We start from the raw sequence: 16121 nt of genomic DNA, 5'->3' as shown, positions 1-16121 counted from the left end.
TTGAATTACTCAAGTGGTCTTTTTGTATATATTTTGTAATTGCTCGATTGCATTCTCCGCTTCTTTCATAACTCGCTCCACTACATGCTGAGCTGATTCGATTCGTGCCAACGATGCTGCCTGTCCTGCCCAAAGTGACATATATTCTTCCTTATTTTGCTTCGCTGCCTCTTGGCGTATTTTAGAAGTTAATACGTTTTGCACTGGATACATCGGAAGCCCTTCTTCTTTTCCTTCATGTCTCTCTATAAATTCATTCCGGATACCCCGTGCATATTTCCCGGAAAACGCACGAGTTACCGTTGTGCTCGTATCTGTACTATGTAAAACCGCTTCTTTATACACATCGTGCGTAATACTCTCTTCACTTGTTAAAAAGGCCGATCCCATTTGAACACCTTCTGCTCCTAGTGCCAATGCCGCAACAAGCCCTTGTCCGTTCATTACACCACCTGCTGCGACAATTGGGATATGCGGAACAGCTTCTACTAACTGAGGTACTAACGCAAAAGTACCAATCATAGCATCTCGTTCTTTCCCAATAAACGTTCCTCTATGCCCTCCTGCTTCGCTACCTTGTCCGATAATAATATCTACTCCTAGCTCGGCAAGTACTTTCGCTTCCTTCACATGGGTAGCTGTTCCGATAACTTTTATTCCACTTCTTTTTAAATCATTTATTTCTTCTTTTTCTAACGTTTGAAATGCAAAACTAACGACCGGTACTTTTTCATCTAATAGGACTTGTAATTGTTCCTTATAGCTTTTTGGAAGCTTTAACGTTCCTTCTACTTCTATACCTAATTCTCTATTCACTCCGCTTAGTAATACTTTCGCCTCATTTACCTTCTCTTCTTCTATTTGTATCTCTTTCGTTACAAGTAAATTAACACCGAAAGGCTTATCTGTTAGTTCTCTTATTCTATAAATCGCTTCACAAATTTGTTCTGGGCTCATATAGCCCGCTCCAAGCGTCCCTAATCCTCCGCTATTACTTACTGCTGCAACGAGTTCTGGCGTCGTAATCGCGCCTGCCATACCGGCTTGAACAACGGGATACTCAATTTTTAATATGTCTGTTACTCGACTTGTAAACATCATTTTCCCTCCTATTTCCCTTATATCTTCTTTATTTGATAAGCTTTCCCCTGCTTTTGCAAGGGTTGAACTTCATATGAAGCGAATATATTGAAAGATAAGGAGGCTGAGCTTAATGATTTATCCAAATGCATTAAAACAAGGTGATACAGTAATGATTATTGCACCATCTGGTCCACCTACAATCGAAAATGTATTAAAAGGTGTGAATGTATTACAAGAGATGGGGTTATCCGTAATAATCGGGAAGAGTGTTTACGAGAAATATGGATTTTTAGCCGGAAGTGATCAAGTTCGGCTTGACGATATACATGAAGCATTTACAAATAATGAAGTGAAGGCAATTTTTTGTGCACGAGGTGGTTATGGAAGTGCTCGTCTTCTTCCTCACATTCAATATGAAGTTATTAGGCAGAATCCAAAAATCTTTTGGGGATATAGCGATATTACAGCTTTACATACTGCTGTTTCACGTTATGCAAAGCTTATAACATTTCATGGTCCGATGATTGAAGAACTAGGAAAAGGTATTGATTCCCTATCTTTATCCTCTTTTAATCAGCTATTCCATCCGTATTCAACCATTTTATCTGCATCAGAATGTATCGTACCTAGCTCTCACAGTACAGTTACAAGTACGTTAGTTGGAGGAAATTTAGCTGTGTTAACAAGTATAATTGGCTCGCCCTACGAGATAAATACGGACAATACACTTTTATTACTTGAAGACATTGGTGAAGAACCGTACCGCATTGACCGTATGTTAAATCAGCTACTTTTATCTGGAAAGTTTAATGAATGCAGGGGCGTTATTTTCACAAGTTGTCACGACTGCACTCCTTCAAAGCCATCTCAATCATTGCAAACAATATTATATGAATATTTCGCGCCATATCATATACCTGTCCTATTCGGTTTACCAATTGGACATATAAGTCCAAACATCGGTATTCCACTTGGAGCTACAGCGACAATAAACACAAATAATAAAACAGTCTCTATTTCTTCTGGTATAGCCACTCCATGTTCAAATTAAAAAGGAAAAGCGATTACGCTTTTCCTTTTACTTATAATAATTAAAAATTCGTCCAGATGCGATATCTGCAATTTCTTCTGGAATAAATGTTTTACTTATATCAGTGCCAACATTTAATACAGCTGTAGCATCTTTCTCAATGCTACCAAATAACTCTTTCCCACGTATCGTAATAAGGGGCGTTCCTTCTGGCAACACATCTTTTACAAATTCCATTTGTGTAAAGAACGGAACGATCCATCTACCTTCTCCTTGGAAATGACGCAAACGAAGTATTCCTTCTGTTGCCCCGTCCTCTGCTTCTAGTGAACCAGCAACATAAAACTCAGTAGATAAGAGCAATTCATAAAATTCCTTTTGCTTCTGTTTATCATCCCCTGCTACAACAAGTACCTCTTCTAATTTCTTTACTGAAATTTGCTCCATATGATGCCACCCCTATTTCAAAATGATTGTACTTAGATTATACGAAATATTCTTATTTTTTTCTACATAATTCGCAATTATTTTTTCAAAATAATTTTAATGCTTCTTTTGTCGTCACAATCGTAGCAAACTCTTCATGTAAATTTACAAGTGTCATATTGTGAATATCTTCTGCACTATACTCTTTACCATCTAAACCTTTACGGTTAAAAGTAGCCGTTGCATCACTCACTAAATACGTTGTAAATCCTAAATTCCCTGCCATTCGTGTCGTAGTTTCCACGCAATGATTTGTCGTTAATCCTACAACTACTACTGCATTACATTTGTCCTCTCTTAATTGCTCTTCTAAATTCGTCCCAATGAACGCGCTGTTAACGAATTTCTGAATAACCACTTCACCAGGTAGTGGTTGCACTTCTTCTTTAAAGTTTACCGTTTCCCCTCTCTCATAAAACATTGACCGAGCATCTTCTTTATTTACATGTTGAATATGAAAAACTGGTCGTTTCCTTTTCCTCCATTCTGCTAACAAAATTCTCATGTTTTCTTCAGCAAAAATATTATTTCTCTCGCCCCAATCTTGTAATTGAAATGCCTTTTGTACATCGATTATGATAAGTGCTATTTGATTTGTCATCATTTCCTCCTTAATTTGGCTGTAATTGAAATAGAAAACCAAGTTGTTGTGACGCAGTAATAAAGCAAACATAGGCGCAAAGCTCTACAATTTCTTTTTCTGTCCAATATTGTTTTAATGCGTGAAACATAGTATCATCTATCGCTTTTCGGTCATGAACAAATGTATGCGCAAAAGTAACGGCTACACCAATCTCCTCTGCCTTTTGCACATCATCAGGTCTTCCCTTTGCCATACAGTACGGACATTCATTCCCATACGCTAATGTTCTTCTCACTTGCTCCTTCAACTCTGCTGAAAGAATTCCTTTATTGTACAGTGTATCCTCTAACGTACTCCACGAATGTAATATATCCGAATTATGCCCTAATAACTTTTGAAACTTTGTATCTCCTACATTTGATAATGAAATTCTCTCCATCATTTCCCCTCCTATTTCCTTCTGTTTTATTGTAAAATAAATAACGTTCACTTTACATTTCATATGAATCTTAATTTATATTTTCCCTTTACAAAAATCATTATTTTACTGGAGGTATATTTACAAATGCAACTAGACCGTGTTGATCGAAAAATTTTAAATGAATTATATAATGATAGTCGCCTTTCTATGCGTGAATTGGCGAAACGAGTAAACTTATCTGCTCCGTCTACTGCAGAACGTGTTCGTAAACTTGAAAGTGAAGGCGTTATTCAAAAATATACAATCGATATCGACTATAAAAAAGCAGGACTAGTTTTAGATTGTATTTTAGAAATCACTTTAAAAAATGGTGATACAACACGTATGCAACAGTTTATTCAGTCTTATCCATCTGCAAGTTTTTGTTACCGAGTAACAGGAAGCTTATGCTACATTGTAAAAATTTCTGTTCCTTCACTCGTTGAACTTGAAGAATTTATCAATGATGTTTCTTCATATGCAACGACAGTTTCTCATATCGTATTATCAGAAGTATCTCTTACTCCTGATATTGAACATATCTTCCCAGAAGATTAATTTATTTTTATTCATAAAATATAAAAAAACCCCTTACAATAAGAATAAAAATAATATATTATGTATTAAAATACATAAAGTTCGAGAAAGGGGCTTTACATTGAAAATCTGGTTTTATGAAAAAACGGCACAATTAGATGACTTGCTTGGTATTTGGGACAATGTTCCGACCATCCCGCGAATTGGTGAAAAAGTGGAGATTTTAAAGACAGTCCGTACTGTTACAGATATTAAATATGTAAAGAACGGTAATAATTTTCGTATAGAAATTATTACAAATTAAAAAGTAGCTCCTAAGGAGCTACTTTTTAATTATCTATTATGTGCTTTCTTTATAACAATTTTATCTTCTTCTACTGATACTGTTACATAATCACTTTCTTCTAACCGAAGCTTATTTACAACCTCATCTGGTAACTCTATGGCCATCAATCTATCGGTTACGATCACTTGACTATACACTTCATTTTCTTGTGATGAATTCACTACTTTTTGCTCATTTATAAAACGTACTGGTGGCACGCCAACTTCTTTTACTGTACGCCATTGTTTCCAAACATACGGAATTAACCATAGTAATCCAACAACTGTAAGACCGATACCAATCCATAAATTACTTTGCGCTTGTAATTCAGTAATTGAGATTGTACCACTTTCTTCTCCACCGAAAAATTGCATACTTGTTGCAATCAAATTATTTAGAGCGTGCACAGCTATATTCGTCCATATATTTTTTGTCTTTATGTATAAAAGGCACATAACGACACCAAACATGAACGCACCAATAACATCAAAATGTCCTAGGCCAAAAATAATTGAAGATATAATTACAGCTTTTTTAATTCCACATTTATGAGCCATTCGCTGTAAGAAAAATCCCCTAAAAATAACCTCTTCCATAATAGGTGCTAACACACATGCTGAAATGAAAGTAAATATCGTCATATATACGTTACTCGTATTAATAACATTTCCGTCTTCTAGCATAGTAACTAAGAAATTCGGTAACGTATGTGCTAATATGTAAAATTGAATCTGAGATATGCCAACTGAAAAAATCATCCCCATTATCGTTGCTAATACAATTAATCCCCAAGATAAACGTCCTGGCTTATCAAAAAAACTGTTAAATACAACATTATTTTTATTTGTTTTTACGTATAGCCAAAGTAACGGAAATACAAAAAATACAGTTATTTGTGAAATAACCTCCATCGTATTCTCAGAAACATTTGCTAGACCTAATGGTATCATTATAAGGAACACCCCTATAATCATCCATCCAAAAAAGCTACGTAGCCTTATACGTGAAAATGCATAGTGCACATGAAACACCCCCAAAGATAGTAAAAAATAAAGTAAAACTTGAATCAATATTTTATAGGCGTCCTTTCCTTATAAATAATTGGATAACTAAATTACAATATGAATCTAGTTGAAATCCTTCCTATTTTTCTCAAATCATTTCAAACAGCATGGCTCTTAAAATACCATATCGCTGTTCTTCAAGTTGCAATCCAAGTGAAATTTATGTAATAAAAATCCCCGTTTTTACAAGCGGGGATTTCTTTTATTATAATACGTCACGTTTTTGGAATAATGCACTTGATGCTACAAGTAACACAACAAAGTATGCAGCTACAAGTAATAATGAAGTTGTAAACGTAAATTCTGTAAATGTTGGTTCTACTCCACCACTAATTAATTTATTACTGTCGTAAGCTCTTAAATCCAAATGGAAGAATACTACAAACTTCGCTACACCTTTTGCAAACATTATTAATACCATGTTAATTGCACCTTGTAAGAAGAATAGGAACATCGTAATAATTAATGGTAATACAGACTTTCTAAAGACATTTGCTAGGAAAAATGCAAGTGTTGCAAAAAAGAACGGTGAAAGTAATTGATATAAAGTGGACTTCATTACGATTCCTAACGTTAATTCTGTTTTACTACCATCCATTACAATACCGCCAATAATCATTGCAATTAGCATACCAGCTAATACGATAAATAACATTGCTAATAACACTGTAATATATTTAGAAAATAAAACTGCAAGTCTTTTTCTTGGACGGATTAACAATTGTTTAATTGTACCTTTTTGGAACTCATCAGTAAGAGTACGGGCAGCAAGTGTGATCCCAAAAATCGTTGTAAATAAAACAATTAAGCCAATCTCTGAGTTTGCATAATCTAAATATGATCCCTTAAACTCATCACCTTTTCCCCACTTCAACATTGCTAAAGTACCTAAAATTTCGAGTGCCGCAATGACACCAATTAAAATATACATACCTTTTTTCGCATGCAACTTTAAAAATTCATTTTGAATTAATTTAAACATTACGCTTTCACTCCCCCAGTAATCGCTAAGAACTCATCCTCTAACGTTTTATTTTGAACAGTAACTCCGTATACAAGCACATCAGCATGAACAAGTTTTTTTACAATTTGTGGAATGTTGTCTTTTGTTAAAGATGCTACAATTACATTCCCTTTCGCTTTACCTTTAATAATTTCATTCGCTTTCTGAACTTCATCTACTTCAAACGCTACAACGACTGCCTCATCATGCTTCACTTTTTCATGTAAGTTGTACTCTTGTACAAACTCACCTTGTTTAATAATAACGACGCGATCACACATTAATTCAATTTCACTCAATAAGTGACTTGATACGATTACAGCAATATTCTCTTCTTTCGCTAAACGTTGTAAATAATCACGAATTTGGCGAATACCAGCTGGATCTAATCCATTTGTCGGCTCATCTAAAATTAAGATTTTCGGCTGATGAAGTAATGCCTGTGCAATTCCTAAACGTTGTTTCATACCAAGTGAATATGTTTTCACCTTTTTATGAATTGCATGCTCTAATTCAACAAGCTTTACAATCTCAGCAATGCGCTCTTTACTAATTGGTTTAATGGCCATGTTCGCAAAATGCTTTAAGTTTTGCATTCCTGTCATATAATCATATAGTTCAGGATTTTCTACAATCGCTCCAATTTGCTCTAGTGCCTTTTCACGCTCCGAGCGAATACTATGTCCACAAATTGTAATATCGCCCTCTGTCATTGAAATAAGACCTGTCATCATACGGATCGTCGTCGTCTTACCGCTACCGTTCGGTCCAAGGAATCCGTATACTTCTCCTTCACGAACCTCAAATGATAAACCACGAATAATTTCCGTTCCACCAATCCTTTTTCGAACATTCTCTAACTTTACTACTACGTTTCCCAATGCTGATTCCTCCTTTAGACTTCTAGTTTTTTATCGACTATGTAACCTGTAACTACTAGTAATATAATTGTTAATAAACAATTAAAAAATAGATTTAAAATTGTAATCTCGGTACCAGAATAAAATGATGTATTTAAAAAACCATTTTTATCTATAAATCCAATATTATTTATAGCAAACACATACTTTTCTATTTGCTGAAAAATATACGTTATTCCTCCATTAAATGCTGTAAAAATGACGAACAAAACTAAACAAGCAATCTTATTCATCGATGATTTCACATTGAATAGTTTCACAATTACTATAATAAAATAAATAGAAACTAGCATATTAAGAAAATCTAGTCCCCATAAGAAAATAGATAACATATGATGTAATATTCCATAATCATATAAACTGTGTATCGCTTGCTGAATACCTAAATTAGTTTTGCCATTGTAAATATTTAAAGAAAAATAGTATAGAAAAATGATTCCTATTCCTAGCAAAATCATAAAGAGTAGTACACAGAATAAAATATTTGCACATATATACTTTTTTGCTGAAATAGAAGTATAACGTAGCATAGAGTCTTTTAACATTTTCCGAAAAGACGATATACCTGTTAGAAGAATTGCAAATCCATTTATACCTAGCACGATAAAAAATATAATAATAATTATATCTTGCCTACCTGAAATTCTAACTCCTGAAACTCCTTTCATATTAAATAAAAGAATTAATGAAACTGTAATAAAACCAAAGTAAATAATAGCTATCTTTCTCTTATTACAATTATACAGATAATGAAAAAGCTGACTCATTTCTCATAGGCCTCCTTAAACAGCTCATGTACTGCTTTACCCTTTTGAAATCTTAGTTCTTCTACATTTTCATGCAATATTATTTCTCCATCTTTCAAAAAGATTACTTCATCGAATATATTTTCAATTTCTCTTATTAAATGAGTCGATATAAGTAGCGTACAGTCTTGACGATAAAATTTAAGTATTAGCTCAAGTACATGTTCTCTAGAAACAAGATCAATTCCGCCCAATGGCTCATCTAGTACATATAGCTTCGCTTTTCGAGAAAACGTTAAAATAATCTGCAGCTTCTCAACCATACCTTTTGACAATGCTGTAATTTTTTCTTCTAGCGATATTTTAAATTCCGCTATCGTATCTACCGCTTTTTGAATATCGAAGTCTTTATAAAAATCCCGGTAGAAAAATAAAGCGTCTTTTACAGTCATCCAATCATCAAAGATTGGCTTATCGGACATAAATGAAACGATTTCTTTCGTCTGTAATCCTACCTTTTTACCGTCTATTGTGATACTGCCTTCAGAAGGGTGTTGCAAGCCTGCAATCATTTTCAATAACGTCGTTTTCCCGCTCCCGTTATCTCCAACAAGCCCAACGATTTTCCCTTCCGTAATCTCTATGTTTAATTCACGGATCACTGCTTTTAATCCGTATCTCTTCCATAAGTTTTCTATTTTTAATAGCTCTGTCATTGGCTCTCCTCCCTCTTATCATGCAATGAAGAACGAAGAATTGTAAGAATTTCTTCTTCTGAAAAACCTAAATTGTCCATTCCATCTATAAAAGAATGAAGTAATTCTTTCGCCATCTCTTTTCGCAGCTCCATTATTTTCTCCCCTTCATTCGTTACATACCGTCCCATTCCTCTACGTGTTACAACAACTCCATCCCGTTCTAGCTCTTGAAATGTACGCTGAATCGTATTTGGATTCACTTGTAATTCACTCGCTAATTCACGGACAGAGGGAATTTTATCACCAGGCAATAACTGTCCTGTTACGATCTCTTTTTTTATGTATTCCATTACCTGAATGTAAATTGGTATATTTGGAGAAAACTCTATTTTCATTTCTTCCCTCCTTTTGTATTGGTGTACTAGTTAAATAATACACTGATACAAAAAGTTTGTAAATACCCATTTAATTACAAAAAGTTCTATCCGTTAACCGAATAGAACTTCCCAAACATAAATCGCTATATAGAAATAATAGTGTTATGTAAACAAAATTATAAAGAAAAGCTGTCTTATCAATGAATAAGACAGCTTTTCTTTATAATCCTATATTAAAAGTTAAACACGAAGTCATCGTCAGCTAACTTTTCAACATTCGTTGCTTTTACGTAACCATTTCCTTTTACAGAGAAGAAATCATGGTTTTTCGTATCTGTACGTAAACCATTTAAAACGATTGGGTTAATTTCTTCTTCTTCAAACTTCGGCTCAAGTCCTAAGTTCATAAGCCCTTTATTCGCATTGTAACGAACGAAACGATTTACATCTTCTACAAGACCGATAGAAGTGTAAATTTCTTCTGTATAGGCCATTTCAATTTCATATAGTTCCATTAATAACTCTTGTGTTTCTTTTTGCACTTCTTGTTGCTCTTCTGCAGAAAGTTCTGCGAAGATTTGTTGTGCTAAAATACCGACGAATACGCCGTGAATTGACTCATCACGAATTATCAAGTTAATAATCTCACCACTTGCTGTTAGTTTTCCTTGACCAGCTAAGTAAAGCGGATAGAAGAATCCACTATAGAATAAATAACTTTCTAAGAACACACTTGCTACCATTGCCATATATAGCTCTTTTTTCGTTACCTCAGGCTTTAACAAACGACGATAGTAACCAGTAATAATACCGGCCTTTTTCTCAAGTAATGGATGATTGTCTACCCAGTCAAAAATATCATCAATTTCTTCTTCAGTAGCTAACGTTGTAAAGATATGACTGTAACTCTTCGCATGTACTTCTTCCATAGCTCCCATGAAAGCTAATACACTTTTAGCTTGTAAATTTTCAAGATGAACAAGTACAAGTGGCATTCCTTCGCCACCTTGTTTCGTATCTAAAAGTGTTAAACCACCTAATACACGCTTATAAGCAATTTGCTCTTCTTTCGATAATTGCACCCAAGTATTTTTGTCAGACGAAACCGCAATTTCTTCTTCTGTCCAAAACTGAGCGATGTTTTGCTTCCAAAACATTAAACTAAAATCATCTTCTTTTTTGTTCCAGTTTACCGCACGCATTAAATCGCCCCTTCTCTAAATATGATAACTAAGCATGAGCAGGGTTCAGAAAACCCTGCTCATCATGTCTCACTTTTTATATTAAACGGTACAAGCCACACACTCTTCCACGCTTAATTTACGTGTTCTCGTATAATACAGACTCTTTAAGCCTTTTTTATGTGCATAGATGTAGTAACGTGCTAATTCACGTGTTGAAATATCACTATTAACGTAAAGAATTGTACTAATTCCTTGATCAATATGTTCTTGAATTTCTGCGATTAAATCAATTAATTTAAACTGATTCATATCGTAAGAAGATTTATAGTACCAGAACGTATCTTTTGATAAATACGGCATTGGATAATATGTTGTCGCGTTCGCATATGTTCTTGATTCGATTTGACTTACGATCGGCATTACGCTTGAAGTTGCATTTTGAACGTAACTGATTGATTGTGTTGGAGCAATGGCAAGACGATATGAGTTGTATAAACCATTCTTTTGCACTTGCTCTTTTAAACTTGTCCAATCTTCTTTTGTCGGAATATGAATTCCTTCAAATAGTTGCTGAACTTTTTCAGTTACTGGGCTGTAATCTGTCGTTTCATACTTTTCGAAGTATGTGCCATTCGCATAATCAGATTTATCGAAGTCTTTAAATGTCTCGCCTTTTTCTGTAGCGATTTCCATACTTTTCTCAATAGAATAGTAATTTAACATCATAAAGAATGTACGAGCGAATTCTTTCGCTTCTGCACTTTCATAAGCGATTTTATTTTTTGCTAAATATCCGTGTAAGTTCATTGCTCCAAGTCCAACTGAATGAAGCTCGTCATTTGCTTTTTTCACAGTTGGTGCATTCGGAATAATCGTCATATCAGAAACAGCTGTTAAAGCTTCCATTCCCGCATGAACTGCTTCACGAATTTCTTTATTTTCCATTACGTTTACGATATTTAACGATCCTAAGTTACAGTTAATATCACGACGGATAATGTCATCTGTACCGTAATCATTTATTTCTGAAGTTTCTTGAAGCTGGAAGATTTCTGTACATAAGTTCGACATCTTCACAGTTCCAATATCCTTCAATGGATGTTGATTATTTGCATTTGATTTAAACATTAAGTATGGGTAACCAGACTCAAGCTGAATCATAGCGATTTTAATAAGCATATCACGTGCACTAATATCTAGTGGCTTCTTCTTCACTTTCGGATTGCTCATTAATTCATCGTACATTTCATCAATGTCAATATCATCTAAATGCTTGCCATATTCTTTATAAACCGTATAAGGCGCGAAAACATGGAAAGGTTCGTTTTTCTCAGCAAGCTCAAAGAACTTACTTGGAACGATAATTCCGATTGATAGAGACTGAATACGGCTCTTCTCATCGGCATTTATTTTTTTTGTATCAAGGAATTCAATAATATCCCAATGGAAAATGTTTAAATATACTGCGCCGGCACCTTTTCGTTGGCCAAGCTGATTCGCATATGAAAACGAATCTTCAAGCAATTTCATAACAGGCACTACACCACTTGCAGCGTTGTCGATACCTTTAATTTGCTCACCACGTGCGCGTAGCTTAGATAAGTTTAAGGCTACTCCCCCGCCGATTTTCGATAATTGCATCGCAGTATTAATGTTAAAACCAATTGAATTTAAGCTATCGTCCATCTCTAACAAGAAACAAGACACCATTTCTCCTCTTCTGCTTCTTCCCGCATTTAAAAAGGTTGGTGTCGCTGGTTGGTAGTTTTGTTTTACAATCATGCTTGCGAATTGTTTTGCCTTCGAAACATCACCGCGTCCTAAGTATAATGACACAATTGCTACACGATCTTCATAGCTTTCTAAGTATTGTTTTTGATCATTCGTTTTTAACGCATAATCTTTGTAGAACTTAGATGCTGCCATATAAGATTGGAACTCGAAGTTTTCACCATAAGCGATGTTATATACTCCCTCTACTTCCTCCAAGCTATACTCGTCCAGAACGTTGTAATAGTAATCATGTTCTTTCATATACTCCATTCGCTCTGCCACGCTATTAAAAGGAACGGTATTCTCTCTAGCTTCTTCCATAAAGACTTCTAATGCCTCTTTATCTTTATGAAGCTGATAAAAACCGTCCTGCATTTGCGTGATTTCATTATTCAGTTCAATGTGTCGCAATCTCCCGCACCCTTTCCTTAAAATATTCTACATCGTTATTTGTTCCAGATAACTCAAATTTTGATACAATAGGCACTTCATATTTAGTAGAAATCTTGTCAGCACTTGCACCGAACATGTCTCCCCAGTTACGATTGCCGCTTGCAGATACGCCTTTTAATTTTTCATTATTGCGCTCTAAAAAGTCTAAAACACGTTCTGGTACATTGCCAAAACCTGTTGTATACGTAATAAGAATAAAGTCTTCATCTATTACTAGATCTTCATCAATTTGAACGGCCGGCATATTTAATTTGTGAATGAAACGCTTCACGTTTCCTGTCATAGAATCATATGCAACTAACATTTCCGACCCTCCCTCTCAAATCTATATTCTCTATATGTTGTTCTTGATTTCTCTATATATTGTATTACGTTTCAAAATAAGACACAAGATATATGTATAAATTCTTTCTTTTTTTAACTTTTACTTTTCGACATGATAGCCGTTTTTTTTCAATACAATGACTATGAAACAACATTCTAAAACTCATGTCAATAAAGTGCTTTTCAAAAAAGTTGTCAACGAATTTAATCTTATTTTAAAAAAAGTTAACAATATATTTTGTCATAAAACGGTAGATGCTGAAGAAATATATTTCTCCAGCATCACGCAAAAAAGAACAGATATGAAACTATAATCTGCTCTAAAAAACGATTACATTTATCAAATTTACCTTATTAAATATATTATACATATACTTTCGTTTTTCGTTACATACTAAAAGATAACTATTATAGAAAAAGATTATTATTATGGAACTTCAATTTATTTATGAAAAGTTTATTCAGAGTGCTCAATACGCAAAATATCTTTTACAAATATGTGATGTGGATTTTCATCTTTATCAAGCATTGTACATACAGGAGCCTCTTCATCAAAGTATACAATCATTCCTTCTACGTACTGATATGTATGTTGAACTTGTACAGTTACTTTAATTTCTATCGCTTCTTCATATGCTCTTTTTATTTTCTGAAGCATTTTTGCTGAACATTTTCGTTTCTCTGGATACATAACCATTCCCATAAATCTATTGCCGGCTCTATCTTTCCACATATAATCCCAATGTGGTAAAATGCCTTGTTTAAAATCGCCCATAATTCCCCTCTCCTTTATCTTTTATTTATCCCGCATTAAACGTTCGATTGGTGTCGGCTACTAATCAGTGAGGGATGCCCTGCTGATCAAAATTCCCCTTTATGAACGTGGCGTTTCTGAATATGTATAAATCACTTGCCCGCCTCGTTGTGCGTTACCAATGAAATGCTTAAAGTCTTCTCTATTTACAACAACTTCTCTGAACGTATAAAATACATCTTTCGTAACAACATACTCCGTTATTTCACCATTTTTCAGCTGATCTAAAATTGTATTTGCTAATTCTTTATCCATGTATTTCACCTCTCTGCAATATTTTATTTTATCGTATATTCTATAGGTCAACAACTGTAAAATTATCCCGCTATTTGCAGGCGGTCCGATTGGTGTTGGCTACTAATCAGTCGTGGAATGAACAAAAGTCTTACTGATTAACGTTTCATTTTATCTCGTTGTTATGCCATGATTTTATTTTCGTTATTTCGCAAACAATATCGTTTTACTATATGTCCACTAAATATCATATACTAACATAGCTACTTCTCTATATCAAACATTTCGGCATTCAATTATGCAAAGTTCCATACCACTATGCTACAATATACAAATAGAACTAGGAGGGATACTATGATTCGGAAAGCAAAAAAGACAGATGCAATGGCAATAGCTCCTTTATTGTATAATGCTCTGCATGAAATTGCTGAAAAAATCACAGGTAGCACAGTTAAAGCAGAAGTATTACTAGGACTTGAGACATGGTTCTCAAAAGAAAATAACCGTCTGAGCTACGAAAACTGTTTTGTCTATGAACAAGACGAGAGTGCAGTTGGAATTATTGTCGCTTATCACGGTAGTGAAGCAACACAGCTTGACGCACCAATTGTACATCACTTAAGAGAATTACATAAAGATGAATCAATTACGTTAGAAAAAGAAGCTGAGCTTGATGAGTATTACATTGATACATTATCAGTTTCAAGTGCACACGGCGGAAAAGGTATAGGTTCTAAATTAATTGAAGCTGCCGAAATCTATGCAACTGAAAAAGGGCATGAAAAAATCGCTTTACTTGTTAATTTAGAAAACACACGCGCCTATTCACTATACGAAAAGTTAGGTTATAAAAAAGATGAAATTGTTATGCTAGTAGGCGAACCTTATGCTCATCTCGTAAAAACATTAAACGTCAAAATTTCTATATCTTAAAAAGAAAGCACACGATTTATATAAATCGTGTGCTTTTATGTTAAATTCGTATTTAATATATTTCCATCAATCGCCTCGTGAAACGTATATGTTGTACATCCCCATGGCTTTCTATGCAAAATAGGAGAACCAGACCATCCCATTGCCCTCAGCTCCGTTCCAATCATCGAATTAAAATACTTATGACCTACAAGAGCAATACTTCCATGTACGAGAGCATAACGATGTAACAGGTAAGCCGCTTGCCTTGCCCTCTCTCTTACTTCCTTATAAGACTCAACATCTTTATGGTAGCCAAGTATCCATAACGTTCGTCCAATGAACATCCATACCTTAATTGTGCATTTCAACCACTTCGGAGCAAAAAAGCATGAAGGAACTTCAGCTTCTCTAAAAAGAGAATTTTGCATAAAAGATAAAGAATCTGTCAATTCAGCTGCTGATTGTACAGCACGCCTTTGATCACTTGTTAAGACAAATTTCGCTGCTTCAATTGCCTCTATTGTTTCTATCGGCATTTTAGCTTTTTGTATCATTGACTCGGAATCATACTGTTTCATCCATTCGTGAAATGAATTAATTGTCATCGGTTCTCTTATACGACCTAAACAACCATGACGAATAAAAGAAATCTTCATTCTTTTCACTCTCCATTCATCACTTACGAACTCTATTATGCACTAGTTCTAAATATCATACCACGCAAGAAAAGAAAGTTATATACCTTTACATCTCCCCACCACTATCATGTGTTATCGAAGCATGGGTACCATCCATCCCATCAAAATATGTATTCGTATCATATTGACGAATCTTTTTTAAATGCATATAAGAAAATAAAAATAAAATTAAAGCTATAACACTCCCCACAAATTCAAACATCATTTTACCGCCTCTAATTTCTCCCACTTCAGCAGGTTATTCTACTTTTTCATTATACCTCGATATAAAGATTTCCGCATTTTTGCTATTTTTTCAAATAACATGGATTTTCTACATATTTTCTTACAAAAAGTGAATATTTTTCGAATTTTTACTTTGGAAACATTTACAAAGTAGGAAATATGGTTCAAAATAGGAGGAAATAAAAAAAC

At 34.4% G+C, this 16121-nt stretch carries 21 protein-coding genes; 4 read left to right on the top strand and 17 right to left on the bottom strand.

The features are described from left to right. Positions 1 to 9: 9 nt before the first annotated feature. Complete coding sequence (locus ASE54_RS00470; RefSeq protein ID WP_000495271.1) at positions 10 to 1098, bottom strand: nitronate monooxygenase family protein; 1089 nt, start codon at positions 1096 to 1098, stop codon at positions 10 to 12. 115 nt (positions 1099 to 1213) lie between these two features. Here ASE54_RS00470 and ASE54_RS00465 point away from each other — a divergent pair, with 115 nt between their 5' ends. Beyond that, a complete protein-coding gene (locus ASE54_RS00465; RefSeq protein ID WP_000640066.1) occupies positions 1214 to 2134 on the top strand; it encodes an LD-carboxypeptidase in 921 nt (306 codons plus the stop codon). A gap of 27 nt (positions 2135 to 2161) precedes the next feature. Here the strand turns inward: ASE54_RS00465 and ASE54_RS00460 are convergent, their stop codons facing one another. From ASE54_RS00460 to ASE54_RS00450, 3 genes are all read right to left on the bottom strand, one after another. Further along, complete coding sequence (locus ASE54_RS00460) at positions 2162 to 2560, bottom strand: SseB family protein (protein WP_000435265.1); 399 nt, start codon at positions 2558 to 2560, stop codon at positions 2162 to 2164. Between the two features lie 85 nt (positions 2561 to 2645). After that, positions 2646 to 3200 (bottom strand): cysteine hydrolase family protein, encoded by a 555-nt coding sequence (locus tag ASE54_RS00455; protein ID WP_000184442.1) that lies wholly within the window; start codon positions 3198 to 3200, stop codon positions 2646 to 2648. Between the two features lie 10 nt (positions 3201 to 3210). Then, positions 3211 to 3621, bottom strand: a complete 411-nt coding sequence (locus ASE54_RS00450; protein WP_000439752.1) for a carboxymuconolactone decarboxylase family protein — start codon at positions 3619 to 3621, stop codon at positions 3211 to 3213. Between the two features lie 126 nt (positions 3622 to 3747). Here ASE54_RS00450 and ASE54_RS00445 point away from each other — a divergent pair, with 126 nt between their 5' ends. Together ASE54_RS00445 and ASE54_RS00440 are read left to right on the top strand one after the other, a co-directional pair. After that, on the top strand, positions 3748 to 4200 hold the full coding sequence (locus ASE54_RS00445; protein WP_001175498.1) for an Lrp/AsnC family transcriptional regulator: 453 nt from the start codon (positions 3748 to 3750) through the stop codon (positions 4198 to 4200). A gap of 100 nt (positions 4201 to 4300) precedes the next feature. Further along, positions 4301 to 4483 carry a DUF3913 family protein gene (locus ASE54_RS00440; RefSeq protein ID WP_000707106.1) on the top strand — a complete coding sequence of 61 codons (183 nt, stop codon included), beginning with the start codon at positions 4301 to 4303 and terminating at the stop codon, positions 4481 to 4483. Between the two features lie 29 nt (positions 4484 to 4512). Here the strand turns inward: ASE54_RS00440 and ASE54_RS00435 are convergent, their stop codons facing one another. From ASE54_RS00435 to ASE54_RS00385, 11 genes are all read right to left on the bottom strand, one after another. Continuing rightward, positions 4513 to 5526 carry a CPBP family intramembrane glutamic endopeptidase gene (locus tag ASE54_RS00435; protein ID WP_014895205.1) on the bottom strand — a complete coding sequence of 338 codons (1014 nt, stop codon included), beginning with the start codon at positions 5524 to 5526 and terminating at the stop codon, positions 4513 to 4515. 247 nt (positions 5527 to 5773) lie between these two features. Beyond that, positions 5774 to 6550, bottom strand: coding sequence for an ABC transporter permease (locus tag ASE54_RS00430; RefSeq protein ID WP_000475425.1), 777 nt, complete (start codon positions 6548 to 6550; stop codon positions 5774 to 5776). Further along, complete coding sequence (locus tag ASE54_RS00425) at positions 6550 to 7452, bottom strand: ABC transporter ATP-binding protein (protein ID WP_000528817.1); 903 nt, start codon at positions 7450 to 7452, stop codon at positions 6550 to 6552. Before ASE54_RS00425 ends, ASE54_RS00430 begins: the two co-directional genes overlap by 1 nt. 14 nt (positions 7453 to 7466) lie before the next feature. Continuing rightward, positions 7467 to 8258: a hypothetical protein gene (locus ASE54_RS00420; protein WP_000080429.1), complete on the bottom strand. Its 792-nt coding sequence runs from the start codon at positions 8256 to 8258 to the stop codon at positions 7467 to 7469. Next, a complete protein-coding gene (locus ASE54_RS00415; RefSeq protein ID WP_000137742.1) occupies positions 8255 to 8953 on the bottom strand; it encodes an ABC transporter ATP-binding protein in 699 nt (232 codons plus the stop codon). The genes ASE54_RS00420 and ASE54_RS00415 overlap by 4 nt, the downstream gene beginning before the upstream one ends. Further along, positions 8950 to 9330 (bottom strand): GntR family transcriptional regulator, encoded by a 381-nt coding sequence (locus tag ASE54_RS00410; RefSeq protein ID WP_000687506.1) that lies wholly within the window; start codon positions 9328 to 9330, stop codon positions 8950 to 8952. Before ASE54_RS00410 ends, ASE54_RS00415 begins: the two co-directional genes overlap by 4 nt. A 215-nt stretch (positions 9331 to 9545) precedes the next feature. Continuing rightward, complete coding sequence (nrdF, locus tag ASE54_RS00405; RefSeq protein WP_001203025.1) at positions 9546 to 10514, bottom strand: class 1b ribonucleoside-diphosphate reductase subunit beta; 969 nt, start codon at positions 10512 to 10514, stop codon at positions 9546 to 9548. 81 nt (positions 10515 to 10595) lie between these two features. Continuing rightward, positions 10596 to 12680, bottom strand: a complete 2085-nt coding sequence (gene nrdE / locus ASE54_RS00400) for a class 1b ribonucleoside-diphosphate reductase subunit alpha (RefSeq protein WP_001215843.1) — start codon at positions 12678 to 12680, stop codon at positions 10596 to 10598. Further along, positions 12667 to 13026, bottom strand: coding sequence for a class Ib ribonucleoside-diphosphate reductase assembly flavoprotein NrdI (nrdI, locus tag ASE54_RS00395; protein WP_000959447.1), 360 nt, complete (start codon positions 13024 to 13026; stop codon positions 12667 to 12669). The genes nrdE and nrdI overlap by 14 nt, the downstream gene beginning before the upstream one ends. Before the next feature lie 477 nt (positions 13027 to 13503). After that, the gene (locus tag ASE54_RS00390; RefSeq protein ID WP_000502199.1) at positions 13504 to 13821 is read right to left on the bottom strand and encodes a hypothetical protein; all 318 of its coding nucleotides are present in this window, start codon (positions 13819 to 13821) and stop codon (positions 13504 to 13506) included. A 99-nt stretch (positions 13822 to 13920) separates the two neighbouring features. Then, entirely contained in the window at positions 13921 to 14115 is a 195-nt protein-coding gene (locus ASE54_RS00385) for a hypothetical protein (RefSeq protein ID WP_000356686.1), read from the bottom strand. Between the two features lie 333 nt (positions 14116 to 14448). On the opposite strand from ASE54_RS00385, the gene ASE54_RS00380 reads away from it, so the two are divergent. Continuing rightward, entirely contained in the window at positions 14449 to 15027 is a 579-nt protein-coding gene (locus tag ASE54_RS00380) for a GNAT family N-acetyltransferase (RefSeq protein WP_000619550.1), read from the top strand. A gap of 35 nt (positions 15028 to 15062) precedes the next feature. Here ASE54_RS00380 and ASE54_RS00375 read toward each other — a convergent pair whose 3' ends face one another. Continuing rightward, a complete protein-coding gene (locus tag ASE54_RS00375; protein ID WP_000703091.1) occupies positions 15063 to 15665 on the bottom strand; it encodes a hypothetical protein in 603 nt (200 codons plus the stop codon). Positions 15666 to 15753: 88 nt separating this feature from the next. After that, entirely contained in the window at positions 15754 to 15909 is a 156-nt protein-coding gene (locus ASE54_RS36150) for a hypothetical protein (RefSeq protein WP_002083105.1), read from the bottom strand. Positions 15910 to 16121 lie beyond the last annotated feature (212 nt).

It is taken from the genome of Bacillus sp. Root131 (genome assembly GCF_001429475.1).
GTDB lineage: Bacteria > Bacillota > Bacilli > Bacillales > Bacillaceae_G > Bacillus_A > Bacillus_A thuringiensis_S.
This window is presented reverse-complemented; position numbering and strand designations above follow the sequence as displayed.

Excerpts from the sequence above, each read along its gene's own strand:
- ASE54_RS00470 (WP_000495271.1), bottom strand. The coding sequence starts at position 1,098 with ATGTTTACAAGTCGAGTAACAGACATATTAAAAATTGAGTATCCCGTT.
- ASE54_RS00465 (WP_000640066.1), top strand. The coding sequence starts at position 1,214 with ATGATTTATCCAAATGCATTAAAACAAGGTGATACAGTAATGATTATT.
- ASE54_RS00460 (WP_000435265.1), bottom strand. The coding sequence starts at position 2,560 with ATGGAGCAAATTTCAGTAAAGAAATTAGAAGAGGTACTTGTTGTAGCA.
- ASE54_RS00455 (WP_000184442.1), bottom strand. The coding sequence starts at position 3,200 with ATGACAAATCAAATAGCACTTATCATAATCGATGTACAAAAGGCATTT.
- ASE54_RS00450 (WP_000439752.1), bottom strand. The coding sequence starts at position 3,621 with ATGGAGAGAATTTCATTATCAAATGTAGGAGATACAAAGTTTCAAAAG.
- ASE54_RS00445 (WP_001175498.1), top strand. The coding sequence starts at position 3,748 with ATGCAACTAGACCGTGTTGATCGAAAAATTTTAAATGAATTATATAAT.
- ASE54_RS00430 (WP_000475425.1), bottom strand. The coding sequence starts at position 6,550 with ATGTTTAAATTAATTCAAAATGAATTTTTAAAGTTGCATGCGAAAAAA.
- ASE54_RS00420 (WP_000080429.1), bottom strand. The coding sequence starts at position 8,258 with ATGAGTCAGCTTTTTCATTATCTGTATAATTGTAATAAGAGAAAGATA.
- ASE54_RS00415 (WP_000137742.1), bottom strand. The coding sequence starts at position 8,953 with ATGACAGAGCTATTAAAAATAGAAAACTTATGGAAGAGATACGGATTA.
- ASE54_RS00410 (WP_000687506.1), bottom strand. The coding sequence starts at position 9,330 with ATGAAAATAGAGTTTTCTCCAAATATACCAATTTACATTCAGGTAATG.
- nrdF (WP_001203025.1), bottom strand. The coding sequence starts at position 10,514 with ATGCGTGCGGTAAACTGGAACAAAAAAGAAGATGATTTTAGTTTAATG.
- nrdI (WP_000959447.1), bottom strand. The coding sequence starts at position 13,026 with ATGTTAGTTGCATATGATTCTATGACAGGAAACGTGAAGCGTTTCATT.
- ASE54_RS00390 (WP_000502199.1), bottom strand. The coding sequence starts at position 13,821 with ATGGGCGATTTTAAACAAGGCATTTTACCACATTGGGATTATATGTGG.
- ASE54_RS00385 (WP_000356686.1), bottom strand. The coding sequence starts at position 14,115 with ATGGATAAAGAATTAGCAAATACAATTTTAGATCAGCTGAAAAATGGT.
- ASE54_RS00380 (WP_000619550.1), top strand. The coding sequence starts at position 14,449 with ATGATTCGGAAAGCAAAAAAGACAGATGCAATGGCAATAGCTCCTTTA.
- ASE54_RS00375 (WP_000703091.1), bottom strand. The coding sequence starts at position 15,665 with ATGAAGATTTCTTTTATTCGTCATGGTTGTTTAGGTCGTATAAGAGAA.
- ASE54_RS36150 (WP_002083105.1), bottom strand. The coding sequence starts at position 15,909 with ATGTTTGAATTTGTGGGGAGTGTTATAGCTTTAATTTTATTTTTATTT.